The following is a 22,486-nucleotide window of genomic DNA, read 5'->3' as shown; positions in this document are numbered from 1 at the left end:
CTCCTTCGACCTCGCGTGAATCCCCAGCCTACGATACCCGGTGGACCCCTGCCTCCGCAATCCCGCCCGGACCCAGATCGGGCAGTTCGCGGACGCCGAACACGTCCGCCAGCACGGAGCGTGCCGCGTACAGTCCCGCCATCCCGTGGACACCCGGCCCGGGCGTCGTCGCGGACGAGCAGAGGTACGCCGCGGGCGCGGCATCGGACCCCAAAGCCGCACCCGACCCGCGCGCCTCACCGAACCCGCGCGAGTCACCGGCCCCTCGCACCTCCGCCGCCTTCGCCAGCCGGTGCGTGCTCCACGCATACCGCGGCCGGGCGACCAAACGGCCCAGACTCATCGTCCCCCCGCTGATGTCCCCGCCCACCAGGTTCGCGTTGTGCTCGGCCATCCGGCTGGCAGGCGTGCCGCGGACGGCGACCACCCGGTCGCGGACGCCGGGGGCGAATCGTTCGAGCTGGGCCAGCACGAACCGGGTGGGGTCGATCGGGCAGTCCGCCGGGACGTGCGCGTAGGCCCACACCGGACGCAGTCCGCCCACCACCCGCGACTGATCGAACCCGCCGGGGTCGCTCACCAGCACGACGGGCCGGGCGGGCATGCGTCCGGACCGGACCCGGGCCTCGGCGTCGGCCATCTGCGCACGTGTGCCGCCCACGTGGACGGTGCCCGCTTCACCGACGCGTGGGTCCGCCCACGGGATCGGGCCGTCCAGGACGAGGTCGACCTTCGCCGCGCCGGGGCCGTGCTCCAGGCCCCGCAGTCCGCGGGCGACCCGGCTGGGAAGGGAATCGTCCAGGATGGCGGCTGCGGCCTCGGCGGTGGTGTCGAACAGGACCGCCGAGGCCGGGGGCAGGTCCTGAAGCGAGCGCACCCGGGTGCCGGTGCGGACCTCGCCGCCGTGCGCGACCAGGTCGGCCAGCAGCGCGTCGGTGATCGCCTGGGAGCCGCCCACCGGGATCGGCCAACCGTCCGCGTGGGCGAGCGCGGCCAGCAGGAGGCCGGTGCCGGCGGTCGTGGGCGAGGGCTGGCGTCCGATCGCGTGGGTCGCGACGCCGGTGAGCAGGGCGCGGGCGGCCTGGGTGCGCCAGGGCAGGTTCCAGGCGGGAGTGCCGTCGACAGCGGCGCCGATGGCGAATCCGGCGGCGGCCCGCAGGTCGGCGAGTCCTCGCAGGTGCGGGAGGGAGCGCTTGTCGCCCAGGGCCAGCTCGACGACGGCGTGCGGCGCGGTCGCCAGCGGTGCGAAGAGGCAACGCCAGGCGGGGCCGTCGGCGCCCAGGGCATCCGCCGTGCGCTCGAGGTCGTGGTGGGCGAGCACCGCGGCTGCGTCGTCCAGCGGTTGGGCGTACGAGACGGACGGAGTGATGAGGTCGACGCCGCGGGCGGGCAGGTCGAAGGCGCGGAAGAAGGGGCTCGCGACGGCTAACGGGTGGACTGCCGCGCACAGGTCGTGGATGAGGCCGGGGGCCAGGCCCAGGTCGAGCGTGCGGACGCCGCCGCCGGGCGTGGCCTCCGCTTCGAGGACGAGGACGCGCAGACCGGAACGCGCCAAGGTGACGGCGGCGGCCAGCCCGTTGGGGCCCGATCCCACGATGACGGCGTCGACCTCGCGGACGGCCCGGGATGCGGGAGGTGCCGCGTTCGACGCGGGCGGCTGCGCGCTCATGGCGTCAGCCTACGGCGATGGGCTCGGCGCTCAGCGACGGACGCTCAGCAGTAGGCCGTCGTCGCGGTCGAGCGGACGTACGTCTTCGTGGCCTTCGTGCGCTTGCCCTTGTACCGGCAGGACTCCAGGAGCTTGCCCTTCGAGTTGTAGAGGCGGGCGGTGTCGCCGGTGTTGTTCCAGATGTAGCTGGGTGCGCCCCAGTACTGGGTCGTCGAGCTCGTCTTCCCGATGCCGGACCGGATCGTGAGGGTCTTGCCCCTCTTCAGCTTCGTGCCCTTCGCGAACGTGAACTTCCACGGACCGCTGTCGCGAATCGTGTACCCGGTGAGGTTGAGGGTGGAGGACGAGGTGTTCTTCACCCGGATGTACTCCTTGGTGCGCAGGCTGTTGCGCGCGTGGTCCGCTCCGGGCGGGTTGTAGTAGATCGTCACGATGTCGAGCGGCTTCTTCACCGCGGCCTGCGCCGGCGCGGCGGACAGCAGTATCGGAGCGACGAGCGCGAGGACGGCGACCAGCGCGGTCAGGAAGCGGGCGCGCGCAGGGGAGGACAGGAGCATGGAGACCTCAGAGGCCGGGGATCCGCGGGTGACGGCCGGCGCTGCGGCTCTCCTCAGGATCGGGATCGATGGGACGGCAGGATCATATCCCGAACTGGAACGGATTTCGTCATGCCGGGTGGTCGGGCCGTGCAGTCGGGGCGGAACCGGAACCACGCGTCAGATGCCTGGACCCACAGGAGCAGGACGGTGACGCCGCCCCTCCTCCCGCGACACACCGTGAGCAGGTCCGACGCACATAGGCGCGCCGGGGCCCCTCGGACATCAACCCCATGCGTCGCGAGACGTTGGCGACTGGACACGACCCGCGCGACGCGCGCCCCGGCCACGCACGAATCGCGGGCAACCGGACACCACCCGCCCTTGACACGCTCTTACGTACTTCCGTAGATTCATGGCCATGATGACTCCCACTCAGGTCGGAACCGCCGGCGACGGACACTCCCCGGACTCGCTGGCCGCAGTGCTGGCGCGGATCGAAGCGCGCCTCGACCGCCTCGAAGCGTCCACGGGCACCGCCACCGCCACGGGCACCGCCACCGCCACGGGCACCGGAGACGCCGGGACCACCGCTGCCGCTGCCACCACCGACGCCGAGGCCGCCGGAGCCACCACTGCCGCTGCCACCACCAGCGCCCCTGCACCGACCGACCCGGACCCCGTCCTCGCTCACACCACCCCGTCGTCCCCGCCCCACTCCCCGGCCGCGGCCACCTCCCCCGACGATCCCTACTGGGTCCTCACCGGTATGCGGGAGCGCTATCCGGATGACGACGTCGTCCTCTACGCGGGCACGTTCGCGGCGGGAGACGGCGGCTACCGCTGGCAGTACGGGCTGCCCACCACGACGATCCTCGACGGTGACTTCGCGGACGCCGCCCCGGCCCTGTCCGCCCTCGCGCATCCCGTTCGCCTCGCCCTGCTGCAGGCGGTCCTCGCCGGCACGCACCAGACCGCGGAGCTGTCCGCCCTGCCGGGCCTGGGCACGAGCGGGCAGGTCTACCACCACCTGAATCAGCTGGCCGCCGCCGGCTGGCTGCGCTCCCCCCGCAGAGGCCGCTGGGAGGTCCCCGGCGAGCGCACCATCCCGCTGCTGGCCCTCGTCATGGCGGCGACGTCATGAGGCGCCGCATACTCGCCGGCGCCCTGGCCGCCGTCACTCTGCTCGCCGGTGCCGCCTTCGTCCCCTGGCAGCGCGGCCTCACGGGCGAGCCCACGGGCGACGAGCAGTTCGCCGCCGCCCTCGCCCCGCACCTGGATGCGGGCTACCTCCGCAGCGTCTCCGCGGCCTCGGTCGAGGCGGACGGCACCGTGCGCTTCGCCGGCTGGCACGCGGACGAGCACGACCAGTTCGAGATCGGGTCGGTCACGAAGACCTTCACATCCGCGCTCCTCGCGGATGCGATCGAGCGCGACGAGCTCACGGCCCGGACCACCCTTGGTGCGGTGTTCGACGAGCTGGCCGGGACCTCGGCGGGGGATCTCACGATGGAGCAGCTGGCGACCCAGCACACGGGCCTGCCGAAGTCCGCGGACGCGGTCCCGCCCGCGCAGGCGTGGCGCACCTTCCTGCGGATGGACGGCTACGTCGAGTCGCTGCCGCAGATGCTGGAGCGCGCCGCGGACCTCGAGACGGACCCGGGCACGTACGTGTACTCGAACACGGGCTTCGCCCTGCTGGGGCACGCGATCGCGCAGGCCGCCGGGGTCCCGTATCCGCAGCTGGTCCAGGAACGGCTGCTGGATCCCTTGGGGATGGAGGAGACGATCGTGCCCCAGACCTACGCCGACCTGCCCGCGGGCGCCCCGGCCGGCCACACGGACTCCGGCGTCCCCACCGGCCCGTGGACGCTGGGGGCGGAGGCCCCGGCCGGCTCCATCCGCTCGACCGCCCACGACATGGCGATCTGGATGGGTGCGGTCGCAGACGGCTCCGCACCCGGAATGGACGCGGTCGAACCGCGGACGGAACTGGAGGACGGCGACAACATCGGCTACGCCTGGATGACGACCCCGATGGGCGAGGACGCCAAGGTCGCAGACACCTCCGCTGCCACCGTCACCTGGCACAACGGGGGCACCGGCGGGTACCGGGCCGTCGCGGGCTTCACCCCTGAGGGCCGCGCGCTCGTCGTCCTGAGCGACACCCAGACCTGGGTGGACGCGGGCCTGGGATACCTCGTGGAGACCGCGCCCGCGGACGCGAGCGACCGGTCCGACGACCAGAGCGACCGGAACGACGACTCGAACGAACAGTCGGAGGAGTGACCATGTTCGAAGCCTTCCTGCCCGCCATCGGCGCGCTGCTCCTCATCTTCTGGACCGCCTCCGGCGCATGGGCGCTGCGCCCCGCGAAGGCGGCCGTCAGTGAGTCCCGCGACCCGGCCCTCGCCTCCCTCGCCAGGGCCAGAACCGCCCGCGGCCGCACCCGCAATGGTCTGCTGGGGGCCGTCCTCGCGGTCGTGGCCGCGTTCCTGGCCGTCCGCCTGCTGTTCGTGCTGCCGGGCTGGTTCCAGCTCGCGTGGGTGCTGGGTCTCGTGGCGGCGGCGTACGTCGTGTGGCGGGTCGTGGTCCTGTGGCCCACGGCCCAGCAGGAGCGGCGGCTGGACGACCTCATCACCGGCCACGGCATGAAGTCCGTGGGCCTGCCGTGGACGATGATCATCGTCGTCGTCGCGCTGCTGGCGCTGTGGTTCGTGCCGCCGCTTCTCCTGTTCTGACGATTCCGGGCCGGTAGGCTTGCACGCGTGAGTGGGACGACTGTGCGCGCGGAGGACCGGGGCGAGGGCCCGCGGGACTCGCGGTCGTCCCACGGCCCCGCGACCCTGTTCCTCGACGTGGACGGCGTCCTCAACTCGTACCCCGTCCGCGGCCTGCGCTACTACCGGGAGCGGCGGCGGAAGGCGCGGGCGTGGATGTTCGAGCTCCACTACCGGCCGCGGATCGTCCGCCTCCTGGACCGTCTGGTCGAGACCCACGACGCCGACATCGTGTGGCTGTCCACGTGGTCGCACCGGTGCACGGAGGAGCTGGAGCCCGCACTGGGGTTCCGCCACACGTTCGACGTCGTGCCCATGCCGGACAACACCTTCAACCGGTACGCGGCGGATCCGGACAAGTGGTGGAAGGCGCTGCACATGCGCGCGTGGCTGGACGAGGACCCGGACCGCCGCGCCGTGTGGGTCGACGACGACCTCGCCGCCCCCGCGACACACGCGCGCTTCGCACACGACTACGACGACGACAGGCTCCTCATGGTCGCCCCGGAGTTCCACGACGGCCTCACGATCGCGCAGCTGCGCGAGATCCGCGCCTTCCTCGATCGCCGCAGCAGGCGCGATCGTCGCGCCGCCAGGCGGGCCCGGCTGCTGAGTCCCACGGCCTCGGAGGACACGCCATGACGCGCCTCCGCATCGGCCTCCTGGACTCCGGCCTGGGCCTCGTGGGCTTCGCGGACGCCGTCGCCACCCGCGCACCGCACGCGGACCTCCTCCTCGCGATGGACCCGCAGAACATGCCCTACGGCGCGCTCACCGCCGGCCGGCTCACGGAGGTCGTGCTCCGCTCCGCCCGAGCTCTCGCCGCGTGGGACCCGGATGCCATCGTCGTCGCCTGCAACACCGCCAGCGTCCACACGCTGGGCACCCTGCGGGCGGAGCTGGAGCCCCGGATCCCCATCATCGGGACCGTCCCCGCGATCAAGCCCGCCGCGGCGACGGGCCGCCCGTTCGCCGTGTGGGCGACGGACGCGACGACGGCCAGCGACTACCAGCGCAAGCTCATCGACGCGTTCGCCGCGGACGTCCCGGTCGCCCGGATCGCGGCCTCGGGCCTGGCGGAGGCGATCGAGGCCGGCTCACCGGCCCGCATCGAGGCCGCCATCGCCGAGGCCGCGGACGCCACCCCGCCCGACGTCGCCTCCGTGGTCCTGGGCTGCACCCACTACGGACTCGTCGCGGACCGGATCGTGCGAGCGCTGGAGGCTCGCGGGATCCGCGAGGTCGCGCTGTTCGACTCCCCCGCCGCCGTCGCCGCGCAGACGCTGCGGCGCGTGACGGCGGATCAGAGATCCGAGGACGCCGTCGCAGCACCCGGCACCGGCACGGGTGACCCCGGCGGCGGGGAGGGCGCGCAGACCGCTCGACGGGGACGGATCCTCGCGGTCTACCAGTCCGGGGAATCAGGACGCCTGCCTGCCGTGTTGAACGAGTACCCGGTCGGACGCCGGCTCCTGGACCTGGAGCAGACGACGGACGCCGGTACGGACCAGACACCCGACGGGGTGGCACACCCGGTTCATCCGGGAGGTCGCGCACCCGTGGAGAGCGAGATGGAATGAGTCAGACACCCGTGAACGGCGGGCTTCCCGGTGCGGGCGGCCCCGATCCACTCACCCGCATGTTCAAGCGGCTGCGAGTGTCCTTCATGGTGCAGGGCGGCTTCTCCGTCGTCGCCGGCATCCTGTTCCTCGTGTGGCCGTTCCAGTCCGCGACCGCGTTCGTCCTCGTCTTCGCGGGTTGGCTGCTGGCCTCCGCGATCGTCTCCGCCGTCCTCTCCGTGGTGCGGAAGCAGGGCAGTCTGCTGGGGACGCTGGTGCCGGGCATCCTGGGACTCCTCCTGCTCTTCATCCCGGAGGCTGCCGGGGCCGCGCTCGTCTTCCTCGTCGCGTTCGCCTCGCTGCTGGTGGGCGGTCTGGCCGTCGCGCTGTCCCTGAGTCTGCGCCGGATCGGCTTCACCGCCTGGTGGCTCACGCTCATCGCCGGCGTCCTGGCGGTGGGCTACGGGTTCCTCGCACTCTTCAACCCGGCCGCGGCCCTGACCGGACTGCTGTGGGCCCTGGGAGTGCTGCTGGTCGTCCTCGGCGTCGTCCTCCTGGTCCTGGGCTGGAAGATCGGCTCGATGTCGATCGGCCCCGCCGGCAGCGCGACCTTCGGCGGTGCGACGTTCCCGGGCACGACCGGCACCGGAGGTACCGGGCCGGGAGGCCCCGGTACCGGCGGTCCCGGTTTCCGCGGTCCGTCCATGCCGCCGCGGCGCGGCTCTGATGACGACGTCATCCCCGGCGAAGAGGTCTGACGAAGAGGTCTGCCCCTCAGCACCGCAGTCCCGCCCACGTCGCCGTACCCCATCCAGGTGTCCGGCACTGCACGGTTTCATCACATCCGGTTCACTCGCAGGAAACCCTCAGTAGGTCGTCAGTCCGTAGCGTCGTGCGCGTTGCTCCGACCGCATGAAAGGTATTCCATGCCCCGCCTCACCAGGCTCTTCGCCGCGAGTGCCGCACTGACACTGCTGAGCCCCGCCGTCGCCACGTCCGCCATGGCCGCGCCCTCCGACACCGTCGATCCCGTCTCGCTCGTGCAGAGCGGCGAGACGACCTGGTCCTACCTCGACACGGACACGGATCCCGCCGACGGGCTGGAGAACCGGACCGACTGGACCGCGCCCTCCTTCGACGATGCGCAGTGGGAGGCCGCGACCGGCTCCTTCGGTGCACTCCGCGGGGAGCTCGAGGAGCTCAGCGGCGGATTCCTGCCGGACAACCTCCTGACGCAGTACAAGGAGGACGAGCCCAGCACCAACGTCGAAGCGTTCTTCTTCCGCACGGACGTGACGGTCGACGCGGAGCAGCTGGCCGACGGCGAGCAGCTGGCCGGCACCGTCCGCTACGACGACGCCGCGACGATCTTCGTCAACGGGGAGAAGGTCGCGGGCTTCCACGACGACGACATCGAGTACCCGGAGACCGGCGAGCGCCGCAACATGCAGTACGGCGGGTCCAACAGCTCGGCGCCCCGCGAGGGCACCTTCAGCGTGGACACGGACGTCCTGCAGGAGGGCGAGAACACGATCGCCGTCCAGCTGCACCAGGGACGCGCGACCAGCTCCGACCTGTACTTCGACTTCGAGGAGCTCGCCCTCGAGCAGGCGCCGGAGCCCCAGGGGCAGTCGTCGATCCTGCTGGGCGTGGGCTCCGATCAGAGCGAGCGCCGCATCAGCTGGTTCACGGACACCGGCGTGCCGGAGTCCGTGCAGATCGCCGCAGGTGCGCACGAGACGATGCCCGCGGATGCGCAGACCGTCGAGCCGGTGGACCGCGGCGCCTCCGACGACGGCACGAACGACTACGTGCACGCCTCCGTCACCGGGCTGGATCCCAGCACCACGTACTCGTACCGCGTGGGCAGTGAGGAGGGCGGCTGGTCCGAGGTCCAGCAGTTCCAGAACCACGACGCGGATCTGGAGCACGAGTTCTCGTTCATCGGCGATGCGCAGCTGGGCTCGTCCGGCAACCTCGAGAGCGATGCGGCCGGCTGGCAGACGACGCTCGATCGCACGAACGAGCTGTTCCCGGACGCCCACTTCCTCCTGTCCGCGGGCGACCAGATCAACGACTACGCCGGCGACCCCGCGGAATACGAGGCCTACCTGGCCCCGCAGCAGATGCGCACGCAGACCTCCGCGCAGACGCTGGGCAACCACGATTTCAACCGGTCGGAGCCGCAGGGCCTGTTCGGCCAGCACTTCAGCCTGCCCAATCAGTGGGAGGAGGATCCCACGGGCGGCAGCTACTGGTTCAAGCAGAACGGTGTGCTCCACCTGAACGTGTCGACGGAGAACCGCGACTTCGAGTCGCACCGGCGATTCCTCGAGGAGACGATCGCGGAGCAGGGCGACGACGCGGCCTGGACCATCCTCACCTTCCACCGGTCGATCTACTCCGTGGGCCCGCACGCGCTGTCGGACGGGAAGGACATCCGCGAGGACTTCGCGCCGATCCTCGCGGAGATCGACGGTATCGACATGGTGCTCGCCGGCCACGACCACGCGTACTCCCGCACCCACCTCATGGACGGGCTGGAGGTCGCCAGCGATGAGACGACGACGGCGCCCGAGGGTCACGACCAGCTGCACCCGGAGGGCAACGAGCTCCTCTACATCACCGCGAACTCGTCGTCCGGCAGCAAGTACTACAGCATGGCGCCGGAGCTGTTCACGCCGTGGGCCGCAGTGCGTGATCAGTCGGAGACCCCCACCACTTCGAACGTCAAGGTGGGCGAGTGCTCGATCACGACGACGACCGTCCGCGTGGACAACGGCGAGCAGATCGACAAGGTCGAACTGGTCAAGGACAAGACGGCGCCGGAGATCGCGACGCCGGGCGATGCGACCGTCGAGGTGGGCTCCGAGTTCGATCCGCTCGAGGGCGTGGACGCGACCGACGCGTGCGGTGAGCTGAATGAGGACGGCATCACGGTCGAGGGCACCGTCGACACGTCGACGCCGGGCACCTACGACCTCGCTTACTCGGCGACGGACGTCGCCGGGAACACGGCGACGGCGTCCCGCACGATCACGGTCGCTGAGGCTCCCTCGCCGGAGCCCACGGAGGACCCGACCGACGATCCCACGGATCAGCCCACCGACGACCCCACCGACCAGCCGACGGATGATCCCACGGATGATCCGACGGACGACCCCACAGGGGACCCGACGGACCAGCCCACTGATCAGCCGACGGGCGAGCCCACGGATGATCCGACGGACGCTCCTACGGATGGCCCGACCGACGACCCGTCGACCGATCCCTCCGAGGACCCCTCGACGGAGCCCACGGACGACCCGGGCGATGACGGCGACTCGGACGACAACCGGGACGACCAGGACGACGACCGCCGCGACGACGACTCGGACAACGGCCGTGACGACGACTCGGATGACGGGAAGCTGCCGCGGACCGGTGCGACCCTGGCCGGTCTGGGTGCGGGCGTGACCCTGCTGGGTGCGGGCATCGCCGCACTCGTCGCCTCGCGTCGCCGCAAGGCCTGATCGACGGATGTGCCCGGTGACCCGATCACCGGATCGCCAGGCGCATCCGCCCACGTGAGGCTGAATGGTTCGAGGGGCACCTGCGTGCAGGTGCCCCTCGAACCATTCAGCACGGTCTCGACGAGCAGCCCTCAGGAATCCAGCCCCGCATCGTCGCAGAATCGACACATGCGGGCCATACGCAGACGCCCCTCAGCGTCGTACGCTGTCCGCATGAACAAGTCATACCTCGTCACCTGGGCCCTCGCACAGTTCCTGGGCACCCTCGGCATCGACCGCTTCTACCTGGGCAAGATCGGCACCGGCATCCTCAAGCTCATCACCGCCGGCGGCTTCGGCATCTGGGCCCTCATCGACCTCATCCTCGTCCTCACCGGCAACACCACGGACAAGGAGGGCCGCCCGCTGGACGGCTTCGAGGAGCACAAGAAGGTCACCCGCATCGTCACCATCGTCCTCATCGTCCTGGGCATGATCTCCGGTGGCTGCTCCGCCGCGATCACCGCCGGCAACGTCACGGAGATGATGTGACTCTCTGATCCGTCCTCAACCGCAGAGGCCCCCGCAGCGATCGCTGCGGGGGCCTCGGCGTCTCCCCGGCCTCGGCGGCCTCAGACGGTGGCGGGCTCCGGGGTGAGGCGCCGGGCGACGGCCTCGGCCGGTTCCGGCCGCGTCAGCAGGGACACGACCACGAAGGCGACCAGCGAGCAAGCACCGCCCACCACGACCTCGGGCACACCGCCGTAGTCCAGCAGGCCGAAGACGCCGGCCAGTCCGCCCGCGGACCCCGCGATGATCGCGGCCAGGGCGCCGGCGCGGGTGGCCCGCTTCCACAGCAGCCCGCCCATCACCGGGACGAAGACGCCGGAGGCATACATCGTGTAGGCGAGCGACAGGACGGTGATGATGCCTGGGACGGTCAGTGCGAACACGAGCGCGGCAACACCCAGCACCAGCGTCCACACGCGGGCCACCTGCAGCGTGCGCGGGCTGTCGCCCTGGGGATCGCGGCCCATGATCTCCCGGTAGAAGTCGTTCGTCACGTGCGTGCTGCCGGCGATCAGCAGCGAATCCGCAGTCGACATGACGGCAGCCAGGATCGCGGCGACGATGACGGCGGCGATGCCCACCGGCAGGACCTCGGAGATGAGGGTCGGCAGAGCGGACGACGTGTTCTCCAGATCCGGGAACAGCACATGCGCGCTCATCCCGCCTATCACGGGGAAGAACGCGAAGACCAGCAGGAGCAGACCCGCACCGATCGCGGAGCCGCGGGCCACCGCCGCACTGCGGGCGGAGAACAGCCGCTGGTAGAAGTCCTGACCGATGAGGTCGTACATGATGACCGGGGTGATGATGCCCAGCATCGCGCCCACGCCCATGCCCACGGGCGAGAAGTAGTCGGAGGCGACCACATCACCGCTGGTCTGGGCGAACACGCGCAGGCCCTCGAAGCCGCCGGCCGCGCGCAGTCCCAGGAGCGAGGCGATCGGGACGCCGATGACGACGATCATGATCTGCGCGGCATCGGTGAGGGCGACGCCCCACATCCCGGCGAACACCGTGTAGGCGATGAACAGGACGACGGCGACGACCGCGCCGATCGTCGGGTCGATGCCCAGGATCGCCAGCGCGCCGCCGGCCGCGTTCACCTGGGCGGCGACGATTCCCGTGACCGCGACGATCGACAGACCGGCGGACAGGCCGCGCACCCACTTCGAGTCGTAACGCAGCGCCAGGTAGTCCGTGATGGTCCGCAGCGACAGGTTCCGCAGCTGCTTCGCGGACAGCACGCCCAGCAGGATGAGGCCCAGTGCGGTGCCCACGCTGTAGGCGATGCCGCTGATGCCGAAGACGTAGCTGTCCTCGCTCACACCCATGACGGCCCCACCGCCGATGTGGGTGGCGGTCAGTCCGGTGAGCACCATGAAGGGGCCCAGTCTGCGGCCCGCGAGCATGAAGTCGTCCGTCCCCCGGATGAGCTTCGTGCCGGCCAGGCCGACGATCGCGATGACGACCAGATACGCGACGATGATGAGCGTCATGAGCGCTGTGTCGGACACGGGTGTCTGCTCCTGTTGTCACGGTCGTGGGACCACGGTGCGGTGACGCGGCAGCGGCACAGCCCTGTCGAGGGGCATCGCAGCGGCGCACGCCTGGATGCGTGCGCCGGCGCACGCCGCGGTCCAGAGTACCGAGGGCCGTGCGCGGGGCTGTCACCGCCCCCGCGCACGGCCCTCGGGTCACGCGCTTCTGCCGGTTGCCACCGGCACGGCCGCGTCATCGGGTGACGACGCGGCCGGTCCTGCTCACTCGCCCGTGTAGGTGGGCTCCCGCTTGTCCAGGAACGCCGCGAGCGCCTCCGCGTGATCCGGTGCGTGGTGCGCCAGCGGCTGCATCGCGGCGGAGAGCTCCAGCAGCGACGACAGGCTGGAGGACTCGGACTCGCGCAGCAGCTTCTTCGCCATCGCGACCGCGTGCGGCGGGTTGACCGCGACACGGTCGGCCAGCGCACGCGCCTCGCTCATGAGGTCCTCCGGCGCGACGACCCGGCTGACGAGCCCCCACTCGAGGGCCGTCTGCGCGTCCACGCGATCGCCGGTCAGCGTCATCTCCGCAGCACGCGCCGGGCCCACGAGGCGCGGCAGGAACCACGCGCCGCCGTCGCCGGGGATGATGCCCAGCTTCACGAACGACTCCGCGAACCACGCCTTCTGGGACGCGATCCGCATGTCCGCCATCGCCGTGAGATCGCAGCCGGCACCCACCGCCGGCCCGTTGACCGCCGCGATGAGCGGCACGTCCAGACGCTGCAGCGCCAGCGGGATCTGCTGGATGCCGTAGCGGTACCCGCGCCGGATCTGGTGCGGGTGGCCGCCGAAGATCCCCTCGCCGTCCCGCATCTTCTTGACGTCGCCGCCCGCGGAGAACGCGGATCCGGCACCCGTGAGGATGACGACCCGGATCTCCGGGTCCGCGTTCGTCGCGTCGACCGCGTCGAGGAACGCCTCGACCATCTCGTCGTCGGAGATCGGATTGCGCGACTCCGGACGGTTGATCGTCCAGGTCGCGACGTGGCCGTCGCGCTCGATGAGGAGCGGCGCCTGCTCGTCGGTCCGCTGCGTGTCCTGCTCTGTCATGGTCTCTCCCTGTCTGCGGACGTCCTGTCTGTCGACGTCGTCATCGCTGTCGTATCGGGGCCGCCTCACCGGGCCCCTGCCGTTCACCGGGTGATGAGGTCCCACAGGTCCGCGTCGCCGGTGACGACCAGCTCCTCGAGCCGGTCCTCCCAGTCCGCCGTGGTCCCGAACTCGCGCCGCCATCCCAGAACCGGGCGCGTGCGCCGCTGCAGTCCGTGCTCCAGCGTCGTGCCGATCGCACCGTGGATCTGGTGGGCGTTGCGGACGATCACCTCTGCCGAGGCCCCCGCGCACGCCTTCGCCGCCGCCACTGCGAACTGCGCCGTAGGGTCCTGCAGGCCGTGCCGGGCCACCGTGAGGACCGCGCGGTCGACCATCGTGCGGGCCAGTGCCGTCTCGCTCGCCACGTCCGTCACCAACTGCTGGACCGCCTGGAACTTCCCGATGGGGCGGCCGAACTGCACGCGCGTCGTCACGTGGTCGACGCACAGCTGCGTGATCGCCTCCGCCGCCGCCGCGATCTGCACGGCCCTGCCCAGGGCGCCGCGATGCCGGAACTCGTCCGCGACCTCCTGCGACACCGTCACCGCACCAGCGACAGCCGTGGGCAGGGTGACGGCGGCCTGCGGCTCGCCGCCCACCGCCACCCGCTCGTGCACCTCGAGGTCTGCGACCGCCACTTCGTAGACCTGCGGTGCCGCTCCGCTCACGTCGAGCACCACGACCGAGGCCGCGGCCGCCGCCCACGGGACGGTCACCGCACGGCCGGCGGCCACGACCTCGGCGGCGGTGGCCAGGACCGGGCCGTCACCGGACGGCGGCAGACCGGGCAGGCCCGCGGTGTCGCGCAGCCAGCCGGCCAGCAGATCGTGCTCCAGCAGCGGCAGCGGGGTGCCCGCGGCCGCGGCCTCGCCCAGGACGGCGGCGGCCTCGAGCCAGCCGGCATCGCTGCCGCCTGCGGCCTCGAGGCCGGTCAGCCGGGCCAGGCCCGTCTCCTCGAGCGCGGCCCAGACCGCAGGGTCCAGCGGGCGCTCGACAGTGTCCGGGGCCTCACCTGCCGCATCGGACAGGATGTCGCGGGCGAGGTTGCGCAGCTCTGCGGCGGTCTCCTGGGCTTCGGCCAGTTGGTCGTCGGTCAGGGTGGGGGTGTGCGTCATCGGTTCGTCCTCTCTCACCGCAGGCCCAGGCTCCGGGCGACGACGCCGCGGAGCACCTCGTTCGTTCCGCCGCGCAGCGTGAAGCCGGGGCGCTGGGCGGCGGCGCCGTCGATCAGGTCCTGCAGGCGGGGGTTCGCGGCGGCGCAGTCACCGGCGACCCGATCGACCGTCTCTGCGATGTCGCCCTCCTCCGTCGTGCCCAGCACCTTGACGAGGGCGGCGGCGGTGTCCGCGTTCTCGCCGGCCTGGAGGCTCGAGGCGACGGACAGGGACATGTGGTGCAGCGCGGTGAGCCGGGCGATGTGGCGGCCCAGGCGACCGGTGGGACGGGCGGGTGCGGCGGCGTCGGAGCCCGGTGCGGCCTCGGCGGCCTGTGTGCGGAGGTGGGTCAGCAGCTCCTGGAGGGGCACGAAGGTGGAGAGGAAGCGCTCCGGTCCGCTGCGCTCGAACGCGAGCTCCGAGGTGACCTGGTGCCAACCGTCGCCCTCCGTGCCCAGCACGCGGTCGTCGGGGATGAAGACGTCCTCGAACGTCACCTCGTTGAAGTGGTGGCTGCCGTTCATCGCGATGATCGGGTCGATCGTGACGCCGTCCGCGCGCAGGTCGACGATGAACTGGGACAGGCCCGCGTGGCGGTTCGACGTGTCGAGCGGGGCGGTGCGGGCCAGTGCGAAGAAGCCGTCCGCCACGTGGCCGCCGGAGGTCCAGGTCTTGCGGCCGTTGAGCTTCCACCCGCCGTCGACCTTGACGGCCTTCGACTGGACGCTGGCGAGGTCCGAGCCGGATTCCGGCTCCGACATGCCGATGCCGAAGCAGAGGTCGCCGGTCGTGATCTTGGGCAGGAACGCCTGCTTCTGTTCCTCCGTGCCGAAGCGCAGCAGCGAGGGCGCGATCTGGCGGTCGGCGATCCACTGGGCGGCGACGGGCGCGCCCACGGCCAGCAGCTCCTCCGTGACCGCGAAGCGCTCCAGGAACGTGCGGCCGTGACCGCCGTACTCCGTGGGGATCGTCATGCCCACCCAGCCGCGCTGGGCCAGGCGCTTCGTGAAGTCGTTGTCCCAGCGGGTCAGCCACGTGTCGACCCAGGGCTCGAACGAGCCGTTCGCGATCTCCTGGCGCAGGAAGTCCCGGACCTCCAGTCGCAGCGCGCGGGTCTGCTCGTCCTCCGTGACGAGCTGCGGGACGAGTTGTCTGCTCATCCGGGTGCCACCTCCATCGTCGTCCTCCAGCCGGCGCACTGTCCGCCACCGGTGCATGCGGGTCCGCGGGGAGCGCGATGGCGCTCCTGCGGGCGATGCACCTCACACCGTAGTACGTACTCGCGTTGCGGTCTACTTAATTGCGGTGCATCGGATTGGTCTCCTACACTGCATGAAGCCCCGGCACGTGCCGGGACGACACCGCCCCCAGTGCTTCCAGGAGGTTCCATGGCCACGCCGCACCCGCCGCAGGGGAAGCCCCGGCCGCGGCACCGCATGGTCGATCGCGTGGCGGAGATCCTCGATCTGGCCGCTCGACGGCCGCACGGGGTCACCCTCACGGAGATGGCACGGGTGCTGGAGGCGCCGCTCAGCTCGATCCAGGGCCTCACGAACGGACTCGTGGCGACGGGGTTCCTGGAGGAGCGGGACCGGCTGTACACGCTGGGGCCCGCACCGCACTTCCTCACGCGGCTGGCGGGGACGCCCGCATCGGACGTCGTCACGCATGCGGACCTGGAGGACATCCACGACCGCACGGAGCTCACGACCGTGCTGGCGGTGCTGGTGGGAGCCGACCTCTACTACGTCGATCACGCCTCGACGAGCCCGGCGTACGCGTATCTGGCGGAGAACTACGTGAAGCGGTCCGTGCTGCGGTGCTCCAGCGGGTGGGTCCTGCTGGCCGGCATGGAGCGGCGGGACCTGTGGAGCCGCCTCAGTGCGGCGCGCGCGGAGGAGGAACCGCTGGTCGAGCGCCTCCTGGCCGACCTCCCCACGATCCAGGAGACGGGTCTGGTCATCACACCGGACGTGTCCGAGGTGGAGATCGAGGGGATCGCGACCGCCGTGACGGTGGACGGGCGCACGGTCGCCGCGGTCGCCTGCATCGGCGACCACGGGGAGATCAACGAGCGCGCGGACGAGATCGTGGCGGTCCTGCGCGAGGCGCGGGGGAGGTGGGCCGCGCGGGGGTGAGTGCGCGGACGGGGCCCCGGACTGATGCGGGGCCTCAGCGGGGGCTGAGGACGGCGACGAGGAAGTCCGGGGACGGAGGCTTCACGTCCCATGTGCCCAGGCGCAGGTCCAGGCCCAGGCCGGCGGCCTCGGCGTCTGCGAAGAACTCCTCGAAGTCGTAGCCGCGACCGGCACCGAAACCGCAGACGAAGCGGCCGTCCGGGTACAGGTGGTCGGCGATCCGGCACAGGACCTCCTGCCGTTCGTCCGTCGCGACGAAGGTCATGACGTTGCCGGCCATGACGACGAGGTCGAACCGGATGCGATCGCCGTACGGCTGACGCAGGTCCAGCTGCCCCAGGTCCATCACATGCCAGGTGGCGTCCGGGTGGTCGTCCCGCGCCACCTCGATGAGGTGGGGATCGAGGTCGACGCCCACGACGGTGTGTCCGCGCTGCGCCAGCCACCCGCCCGTCCGTCCCGTGCCGCAGCCGGCGTCCAGGATGCGCGACCCGCGCTCCGCCATCGCGTCGATGAGGCGCGCCTCGCCGTCGATGTCCTGCCCGGCAGCCTCGAGGCGCCGCCAGCGCTGCGCGTAGTTCTTCGAGTGCTCCGGGTCGCGGGCGAGCGCCTCCGTCCAGAGGTTGCCGTGCTCCGCCACGCTCAGTCCCGGTCGACCAGGAGGTACGAGGCCCCGGCGGTCGCCGCGGTGACGGCCAGGACCGAGGGCCACGCGCCGATCTTCTTCGCCAGTGGGTGCGACAGCCCGAAGCCCAGCAGGTATGCGGCGGACAGACCCGCCGTCGTGGCCGCGCCGCGCTTCGCCAGCCACGTGCGGCCCGCGTAGGCACCAGCCGCGGCCAGCACGGCGCCGCCCAGCGGACGGATCATCGTCTCGCGCGCCGTGAGGTATCCGCCCAGCAGTCCCAGGGCGACGACGGGTGCCGTCGAGACGTCGGCGGCATTCTTGAAGAGAGGTTCGCTGCTCATGATCGCGAGTCTAGCCACGACCCCTGCGCCGGACTCATGGCGATCCTGCTACATGGGAAGCACAGTGAGACGCCCGGACCATGACAGACTGAATCCGCACACGTTCAGGGCGGCTCTCCCGGCGGACAGACGACGGGGACCGCCTCGCAGTCGAAGAGGATGACGACATGTCACAACCGCCCTACGGCCCTCCCGGATCCAGCGACGACACCCCGCAGCACAACCCCCACACCGGTCTGCCGGAGAACCCGGGCCCGGAGACGCAGCAGTACGGCTCCGACCCGTACGCGGGCGGACAGTACGGCTCGCAGCCCGGCCAGTACGACGCCGGTCAGCAGGGTCAGTACGGTGACCCGGGTCAGTACGGCTCCCAGCCCACCACAGCCTACGGATCAGACCCGTACGCCGGCGGACAGTACGGCTCGGGTCAGCAGGACCCCTACGGCTCCGGCCAGCAGGGTCAGTACGGCGGGGACCAGCACTCGAGCGACCTCTATGGAAGCGGACAGTACGGCTCGCAGCCCGGCCAGTACGGCGGTGACCAGTACAGCAGCGACCAGTACGGGGCCTCGGCGGCGGCGCCCTATGGCGACGGGCAGTACCTCAACCCGATCGGCGGAACTGCGCAGGCGGAGGGCGAGTCGGACAAGTCCTTCGTCGTCACGTGGCTGCTGGGCTGGCTGTTGGGCTCCCTGGGCGCCGACCGCTTCTACCTGGGCAAGATCGGCACCGCGATCGCCAAGCTGGTGACGGCGGGCGGCCTGGGCATCTGGGCGCTCATCGACCTCATCATGCACCTCGTGGGCGCGACGCGGGACAAGCAGGGACGCCGCCTGGCGGGCTACGACCGCAACAAGAAGATGGCGTGGATCGTCACGATCATCGCGTGGGTGGTCAGCCTCATCGTCAGCATCCTCGTGGGCGTCGTCCTCTTCATGACCGGCGCCGCCACCGTCACCACGACGACGGATCCGGGCGGCGACCCCGGCGGCGACCCGGGCACATCGCAGGAGACCGAGGACCCGGGACAGTCCGGCGACGGCACCGACGAGCAGGGCGGCACGGACACCGGCGGCCAGCAGGCGTCCGGCGCGGTCGCCGACTGGGCGGACTCCACCTACGGGTCGTTCGATCCCGTCACGGTCGACGGCAGCGGTGACGAGGTCGTCCCGGTCCCCGACGGCGTCGAGGCCGCGATCGTCACCCTCGAGGTGAAGGGCGACAGCGCCCGGGCCAGCACCGTGGACGACGCGGGAAGCGCCGCTGGCAGCATGTACCTCTCCGGCGCGGCCGGTGAGACCGTGACCGGCGACATCGGCATCAGCGACTACTCGACCGCCGCGGGCGTCGACGTGTCCGGAACGGGCGATTGGTCCGTCACCTTCGCCCCCGTCTCCTCCGCTCCTGCGCTGCCGGAGTCGGGCAGCGGCTCCGGGATCTTCCTTTATGAGGGCGACGGCGGACCCGTCACCCTCGACTACCAGGGCGAGAGCAACTTCATCGTCCACCAGGTGGGCGACGGGGGCACCTCGAACCTGCTGGTCAACGAGATCGACAGCTACTCCGGCAGCGCGACCATGGACCCCGGTCCGTCGATCATCCGCGTGACCGCCGCAGGCGACTGGACGATCACGCCCGGCTGACCGGGAGGTCGAGCGGGCCCCAGGCCGCAGCCCCCCCGACCGCCGCAACCACCACGACCCGGGGCGGTGGAGTCACGACGACTCCACCGCCCCGGGTCGTTCCGGTTCACGGAGCGGACCGTCGTCTGCCATGCGGGCCGCAGCCCCGCCCCCTCCCGGCCCTCCGTACGATGGCCCACATCACATCGCGCACCTGCGCCCACCCCGGGATGAAGGAACAGAGCATGACGACGCACTTCGGTTGGAACGGCCGCTACTTCGAGGACTTCGTCGTGGGCGACGTGTACGAGCACCCGCTGGGCCGGACCGTCACCACGACGGACAACTCCTGGTTCACGCTGCTGACGCAGAACACCGCGCCCCTGCACTTTGACCACGAGTACGCGGCGAACACGGAGTTCGGCAAGCCGCTGGTCAACTCGACCTTCACGCTGGCACTGGTGACGGGGCAGACCGTCACGGACATCTCGCAGAACGTGTTCGCCAACCTGGCGTGGGAGAAGATCTCCCTGCCCAAGCCCGTCTTCGAGGGCGACACGATCCGCTCCCGCTCGACCGTTCTGGGCGTGCGCGAGTCGAACTCCCGCCCCACGATGGGTATGGTCACCGTCTTCACGGAGGGCTACAACCAGCGCGGCGAGGTCGTCTGCTCCTTCGAGCGCACCGCGATGGTCTACAAGCAGGGCCACGGCCCCAACGCCGAACGCATCGCGAAGCTCAAGGACGAGTACGCCCAGAAGGACGCCGAGGCCGCCGCCGGCGACGCCTGACCCGCCCGTCCAGGCCGGGACGCACGCCTCTCCGCGGTATCTGCACGCTCGAGGGACCGCCGGAGTGCTCGAAGGACCGCCGCACGCCGTGGTGTCTCGAGCGCTCCGGTGGCCTCTCAGCGATTCAGCTCTGTGAGCCGCCGGGACCGCCCTCCGGCGGCTCGCCGCTGGGCGCACCCTCGGGACTCTCGCCGTCGCTGGGTGCCTCCACGGGCGATTCGCCCCCTCCACCGGGACCGCCGTCACCGCCGCCCTCACCACCGGGCGCTCCTTCCCCGCCGCCGCTCATCTCGTTCGCCGTGTCGAGGTCGATCGGCACCTCGATCGTCGCGGTGTACCCGCGGCTCACGGATCCGCTCACGGTCGCCAGCTGCTGCTCGTGGGAGTCGGAGAAGATCCCGTCCGATTCGAGCGTCACGTCCGACAGGTTCGCCGCACTCCCGTCGTAGGCGGAGCGCGCGTAGACGGTGCGGCACACGTCCTCCGGCAGGGCGATCTGCGAGGTGAGGACCGCGTTCGTCGCGTCCGTGATGTCGTCGATCGACTCGAACACCTCGAAGTGGAGGTGCGGCCATCGTCCGGCGTAGCAGCCGGGGATGATCGTCGTGAACGTGACCTGTCCCTGCGAATCCGTCACCTGGACGCCGCGCAGCCACGTCGCGTCCGTCACCCCGTCCGAGTACATCGAGTACCGCCCCTGCGCATCGCAGTGCCACAGGTAGACGGCTGCACCCTGCATCGCCCCGCTGCCGCCGCCGGTGATATCGAGGATCGACATCGTGAGGGTGAGCGCCACGCCGGTCACCGCGTCCCCGCCGTCGATGCTGGTCGTGAGGTCCGACCGCTCGATCCCGGCCTCCTCCAGCACGTCGGGCCCGTTCGACCCGTCGCCGGGATAGGGCCCGGCCGTCTCCGTCGCGTACTCGTCCGCATTCGCCGAGGCCGCACCCGCCTCCCCGTCCACCCTCGCCTCGTCCGTCGTGCAGGCCGCGAGCACCACGCTTCCCAGCCCCACACCCAGGGCGCCCAGCGCGCCGCGCCGGCCCATCCGTCGATCGATCGCCGTCCGCAGGTCGAAGGCCAGCCCCTGGTCCTCGATGTCCTCCTCCGGTCGGTCGAGGGGCCGCCCCTCGAAGACCCTCGTATCCCGTTCTCCGCCGCTGTTCCTCACCCGTGTCTCCTTTCGACTGGACACGAGTCAACCGGCACAGCCCCGGCCAGGCCTGGGTCGTTCCTATGGCGCAGCTGTGGATCTTCACGTCCAGCGGGAGACTGCGCCAGAACCCGACCAGTAGGCTCTGCAGCCGTCTTTCCGAAATCAACACAGCCTGTCATACTCCTGGTATGACACTCACGACGATCAAGGTAGACACGGCGATCCGGGATCGCCTCAAGGCGCAGGCAGAGAGCCACGGCCGGACACTCGGCGAACATCTGCGCGCCCTCGCGGAACGAGAGTCGCGCGAACAGCGCTTCGCAGGGCTGCGCGCGGACATCCACGCCACTGATCCAGCGCTCCTGGTGGAGGTCGAGCGCGAGGTCGCCCATTGGGATTCCACGACGGCCGACGGACTGCCGCGAGACGACAGCATCGCGTGACGTCGACGCTGTTCCCCGGTGCAGTCGTCCACGTGCTGCTCGACCCGGTGGAAGGTCGTGAACAGGGTGGCCGACGTCCCGGCATCGTCGTGTCCAGCACTGGTGGTCTCGAGACGATGACAACGCTCGTCTCCCTCGTGCCCGTCACGTCGACGGACCGCGGATGGCGCAACCACGTCCCGGTCCGTGGGGTGGCCACCGGACTCACGGAACCTTCGTTCGCGATGACCGAACAGGTGCGGACGGTCTCCCGTTCCCGGATCCGCGCGGTGGTCGGGTCCGTCGACCCAGAGTGCCTCATCACTATTCGCGGATGGATCCACGACTTCCTGTTCGACGATGTACTAACCGGGGACGTTGATCGAAGACTTACGCGAAGAGTTGCCGAGCGGCGCGGCGGGCGAGATCGTCTGTTTGAAGATCGGGGGTAGCGCCTTCGGCTGCAAGGGATGCAAGCCCGTGAACCAGGGACCAGGCCACGTGCGCTGCTTCCGAGGTTGTCAGGTGTGCCCTGCGTTCTGCGGGTATTGATTCGACGCCTGCCATAAGCGCCTCCATCGAGGATGCCCGGGCTGCACTCAACTCACCGTCATCGGCGTGGAGCAGCTCCCGCCTGTGCATCACGGCGTAGTGGCCAGGGTGCTCACGTGCGAACCTGACGTACGCGACTGCTGCCTCGTCGAAGCCACCAGCCGTGGCTGCGGCCACATCGGCGGCAAGCAGGCGCAGACCTTGCGCGGCTAGCGCCGTGAGCAGCCCTCGTCGATCGCCGAAATGATGCGCGGGTGCGCCATGCGAGACCCCGGCCCGACGGGCAAGCTCGCGCAGCGACAGTGAACTGGGTCCAACCTCGTCGATCATCTGCGCCGACTCGTCGAGGAGTGCTCGTCTTAGGTCGCCGTGGTGATATCCGTCGCTCATGACCACACCCTATGAGTTCGATCTAGGCATCGACCAGATCAAAGGCTAGCCTGA

The 22,486-nt window shown here is 70.9% G+C and carries 23 protein-coding genes; 13 read left to right on the top strand and 10 right to left on the bottom strand.

The features are described 5' to 3' along the window. Window positions 1-28: 28 nt before the first annotated feature. Window positions 29-1,669, bottom strand: coding sequence for a phytoene desaturase family protein (locus tag HGBR_RS06465; RefSeq protein ID WP_019158518.1), 1,641 nt, complete (start codon window positions 1,667-1,669; stop codon window positions 29-31). 44 nt (window positions 1,670-1,713) lie between these two features. Further along, complete coding sequence (locus HGBR_RS06460) at window positions 1,714-2,226, bottom strand: lamin tail domain-containing protein (RefSeq protein WP_019158517.1); 513 nt, start codon at window positions 2,224-2,226, stop codon at window positions 1,714-1,716. Window positions 2,227-2,626: 400 nt separating this feature from the next. Here HGBR_RS06460 and HGBR_RS20730 point away from each other — a divergent pair, with 400 nt between their 5' ends. The 8 genes from HGBR_RS20730 (at window position 2,627) to HGBR_RS16755 (ending at window position 10,587) form a co-directional block, all read left to right on the top strand. Further along, window positions 2,627-3,349 (top strand): ArsR/SmtB family transcription factor, encoded by a 723-nt coding sequence (locus HGBR_RS20730; RefSeq protein WP_245533284.1) that lies wholly within the window; start codon window positions 2,627-2,629, stop codon window positions 3,347-3,349. Then, on the top strand, window positions 3,346-4,494 hold the full coding sequence (locus HGBR_RS16765) for a serine hydrolase domain-containing protein (protein ID WP_019158515.1): 1,149 nt from the start codon (window positions 3,346-3,348) through the stop codon (window positions 4,492-4,494). The genes HGBR_RS20730 and HGBR_RS16765 overlap by 4 nt, the downstream gene beginning before the upstream one ends. Before the next feature lie 2 nt (window positions 4,495-4,496). Beyond that, window positions 4,497-4,946 carry a hypothetical protein gene (locus tag HGBR_RS06445; RefSeq protein WP_019158514.1) on the top strand — a complete coding sequence of 150 codons (450 nt, stop codon included), beginning with the start codon at window positions 4,497-4,499 and terminating at the stop codon, window positions 4,944-4,946. 27 nt (window positions 4,947-4,973) lie between these two features. After that, on the top strand, window positions 4,974-5,627 hold the full coding sequence (locus HGBR_RS06440) for an HAD domain-containing protein (protein WP_245533283.1): 654 nt from the start codon (window positions 4,974-4,976) through the stop codon (window positions 5,625-5,627). Then, entirely contained in the window at window positions 5,624-6,565 is a 942-nt protein-coding gene (locus tag HGBR_RS06435) for a glutamate racemase (RefSeq protein WP_019158512.1), read from the top strand. The genes HGBR_RS06440 and HGBR_RS06435 overlap by 4 nt, the downstream gene beginning before the upstream one ends. After that, complete coding sequence (locus HGBR_RS06430) at window positions 6,562-7,302, top strand: DUF308 domain-containing protein (protein WP_083882768.1); 741 nt, start codon at window positions 6,562-6,564, stop codon at window positions 7,300-7,302. The genes HGBR_RS06435 and HGBR_RS06430 overlap by 4 nt, the downstream gene beginning before the upstream one ends. Before the next feature lie 168 nt (window positions 7,303-7,470). Beyond that, window positions 7,471-10,056, top strand: coding sequence for an immunoglobulin-like domain-containing protein (locus tag HGBR_RS16760; RefSeq protein ID WP_051013344.1), 2,586 nt, complete (start codon window positions 7,471-7,473; stop codon window positions 10,054-10,056). A gap of 213 nt (window positions 10,057-10,269) precedes the next feature. Further along, window positions 10,270-10,587, top strand: coding sequence for a TM2 domain-containing protein (locus HGBR_RS16755; RefSeq protein ID WP_019158510.1), 318 nt, complete (start codon window positions 10,270-10,272; stop codon window positions 10,585-10,587). Between the two features lie 80 nt (window positions 10,588-10,667). On the opposite strand, the gene HGBR_RS06415 is transcribed toward HGBR_RS16755, so the two are convergent. The 4 genes from HGBR_RS06415 to HGBR_RS06400 form a co-directional block, all read right to left on the bottom strand. Next, entirely contained in the window at window positions 10,668-12,119 is a 1,452-nt protein-coding gene (locus HGBR_RS06415; protein ID WP_019158509.1) for a sodium:solute symporter family protein, read from the bottom strand. A 246-nt stretch (window positions 12,120-12,365) separates the two neighbouring features. After that, entirely contained in the window at window positions 12,366-13,196 is an 831-nt protein-coding gene (locus tag HGBR_RS06410) for a crotonase/enoyl-CoA hydratase family protein (protein ID WP_019158508.1), read from the bottom strand. A gap of 83 nt (window positions 13,197-13,279) precedes the next feature. Beyond that, window positions 13,280-14,353 (bottom strand): acyl-CoA dehydrogenase family protein, encoded by a 1,074-nt coding sequence (locus HGBR_RS06405; RefSeq protein WP_019158507.1) that lies wholly within the window; start codon window positions 14,351-14,353, stop codon window positions 13,280-13,282. A 14-nt stretch (window positions 14,354-14,367) separates the two neighbouring features. Next, window positions 14,368-15,552, bottom strand: coding sequence for an acyl-CoA dehydrogenase family protein (locus tag HGBR_RS06400; RefSeq protein ID WP_026077388.1), 1,185 nt, complete (start codon window positions 15,550-15,552; stop codon window positions 14,368-14,370). A gap of 228 nt (window positions 15,553-15,780) precedes the next feature. Between HGBR_RS06400 and HGBR_RS06395 the strand changes: the two genes are divergently transcribed. Further along, complete coding sequence (locus HGBR_RS06395) at window positions 15,781-16,530, top strand: IclR family transcriptional regulator (RefSeq protein ID WP_019158505.1); 750 nt, start codon at window positions 15,781-15,783, stop codon at window positions 16,528-16,530. 34 nt (window positions 16,531-16,564) lie between these two features. On the opposite strand, the gene HGBR_RS06390 is transcribed toward HGBR_RS06395, so the two are convergent. Further along, window positions 16,565-17,170: a class I SAM-dependent methyltransferase gene (locus HGBR_RS06390; protein ID WP_019158504.1), complete on the bottom strand. Its 606-nt coding sequence runs from the start codon at window positions 17,168-17,170 to the stop codon at window positions 16,565-16,567. Between the two features lie 2 nt (window positions 17,171-17,172). Continuing rightward, the gene (locus tag HGBR_RS06385; RefSeq protein ID WP_019158503.1) at window positions 17,173-17,499 is read right to left on the bottom strand and encodes a hypothetical protein; all 327 of its coding nucleotides are present in this window, start codon (window positions 17,497-17,499) and stop codon (window positions 17,173-17,175) included. A 167-nt stretch (window positions 17,500-17,666) separates the two neighbouring features. Between HGBR_RS06385 and HGBR_RS20530 the strand changes: the two genes are divergently transcribed. Continuing rightward, on the top strand, window positions 17,667-19,142 hold the full coding sequence (locus HGBR_RS20530) for a TM2 domain-containing protein (RefSeq protein WP_019158502.1): 1,476 nt from the start codon (window positions 17,667-17,669) through the stop codon (window positions 19,140-19,142). A 224-nt stretch (window positions 19,143-19,366) separates the two neighbouring features. Then, window positions 19,367-19,912 carry a MaoC family dehydratase gene (locus HGBR_RS06375; protein WP_019158501.1) on the top strand — a complete coding sequence of 182 codons (546 nt, stop codon included), beginning with the start codon at window positions 19,367-19,369 and terminating at the stop codon, window positions 19,910-19,912. Window positions 19,913-20,036: 124 nt separating this feature from the next. On the opposite strand, the gene HGBR_RS06370 is transcribed toward HGBR_RS06375, so the two are convergent. After that, complete coding sequence (locus HGBR_RS06370) at window positions 20,037-21,083, bottom strand: dioxygenase family protein (RefSeq protein WP_019158500.1); 1,047 nt, start codon at window positions 21,081-21,083, stop codon at window positions 20,037-20,039. 173 nt (window positions 21,084-21,256) lie between these two features. On the opposite strand from HGBR_RS06370, the gene HGBR_RS16745 reads away from it, so the two are divergent. Both HGBR_RS16745 and HGBR_RS19420 read left to right on the top strand, forming a co-directional pair. Further along, complete coding sequence (locus tag HGBR_RS16745) at window positions 21,257-21,511, top strand: hypothetical protein (RefSeq protein WP_019158499.1); 255 nt, start codon at window positions 21,257-21,259, stop codon at window positions 21,509-21,511. Next, complete coding sequence (locus HGBR_RS19420; RefSeq protein WP_083882767.1) at window positions 21,508-21,942, top strand: type II toxin-antitoxin system PemK/MazF family toxin; 435 nt, start codon at window positions 21,508-21,510, stop codon at window positions 21,940-21,942. The genes HGBR_RS16745 and HGBR_RS19420 overlap by 4 nt, the downstream gene beginning before the upstream one ends. Here HGBR_RS19420 and HGBR_RS19415 read toward each other — a convergent pair. Next, window positions 21,881-22,432, bottom strand: coding sequence for a TetR/AcrR family transcriptional regulator (locus HGBR_RS19415; protein WP_083882790.1), 552 nt, complete (start codon window positions 22,430-22,432; stop codon window positions 21,881-21,883). The genes HGBR_RS19420 and HGBR_RS19415 overlap by 62 nt on opposite strands. Between the last annotated feature and the right edge of the window lie 54 nt (window positions 22,433-22,486).

It is taken from the genome of Brevibacterium senegalense (assembly GCF_000285835.1).
GTDB lineage: Bacteria > Actinomycetota > Actinomycetes > Actinomycetales > Brevibacteriaceae > Brevibacterium > Brevibacterium senegalense.
Note: the sequence above shows the minus strand (reverse complement) of the source record. Positions and strands in the feature narration are given on the sequence as shown.

Bases quoted from the DNA above. Each gene is read 5' to 3' on its own strand.
- HGBR_RS06465 (WP_019158518.1), bottom strand. From the start codon at position 1,669: ATGAGCGCGCAGCCGCCCGCGTCGAACGCGGCACCTCCCGCATCCCGG.
- HGBR_RS06460 (WP_019158517.1), bottom strand. From the start codon at position 2,226: ATGCTCCTGTCCTCCCCTGCGCGCGCCCGCTTCCTGACCGCGCTGGTC.
- HGBR_RS20730 (WP_245533284.1), top strand. From the start codon at position 2,627: ATGATGACTCCCACTCAGGTCGGAACCGCCGGCGACGGACACTCCCCG.
- HGBR_RS16765 (WP_019158515.1), top strand. From the start codon at position 3,346: ATGAGGCGCCGCATACTCGCCGGCGCCCTGGCCGCCGTCACTCTGCTC.
- HGBR_RS06445 (WP_019158514.1), top strand. From the start codon at position 4,497: ATGTTCGAAGCCTTCCTGCCCGCCATCGGCGCGCTGCTCCTCATCTTC.
- HGBR_RS06435 (WP_019158512.1), top strand. From the start codon at position 5,624: ATGACGCGCCTCCGCATCGGCCTCCTGGACTCCGGCCTGGGCCTCGTG.
- HGBR_RS06430 (WP_083882768.1), top strand. From the start codon at position 6,562: ATGAGTCAGACACCCGTGAACGGCGGGCTTCCCGGTGCGGGCGGCCCC.
- HGBR_RS16760 (WP_051013344.1), top strand. From the start codon at position 7,471: ATGCCCCGCCTCACCAGGCTCTTCGCCGCGAGTGCCGCACTGACACTG.
- HGBR_RS16755 (WP_019158510.1), top strand. From the start codon at position 10,270: ATGAACAAGTCATACCTCGTCACCTGGGCCCTCGCACAGTTCCTGGGC.
- HGBR_RS06410 (WP_019158508.1), bottom strand. From the start codon at position 13,196: ATGACAGAGCAGGACACGCAGCGGACCGACGAGCAGGCGCCGCTCCTC.
- HGBR_RS06405 (WP_019158507.1), bottom strand. From the start codon at position 14,353: ATGACGCACACCCCCACCCTGACCGACGACCAACTGGCCGAAGCCCAG.
- HGBR_RS06400 (WP_026077388.1), bottom strand. From the start codon at position 15,552: ATGAGCAGACAACTCGTCCCGCAGCTCGTCACGGAGGACGAGCAGACC.
- HGBR_RS06395 (WP_019158505.1), top strand. From the start codon at position 15,781: ATGGCCACGCCGCACCCGCCGCAGGGGAAGCCCCGGCCGCGGCACCGC.
- HGBR_RS06385 (WP_019158503.1), bottom strand. From the start codon at position 17,499: ATGAGCAGCGAACCTCTCTTCAAGAATGCCGCCGACGTCTCGACGGCA.
- HGBR_RS20530 (WP_019158502.1), top strand. From the start codon at position 17,667: ATGTCACAACCGCCCTACGGCCCTCCCGGATCCAGCGACGACACCCCG.
- HGBR_RS06375 (WP_019158501.1), top strand. From the start codon at position 19,367: ATGACGACGCACTTCGGTTGGAACGGCCGCTACTTCGAGGACTTCGTC.
- HGBR_RS16745 (WP_019158499.1), top strand. From the start codon at position 21,257: ATGACACTCACGACGATCAAGGTAGACACGGCGATCCGGGATCGCCTC.
- HGBR_RS19415 (WP_083882790.1), bottom strand. From the start codon at position 22,432: ATGAGCGACGGATATCACCACGGCGACCTAAGACGAGCACTCCTCGAC.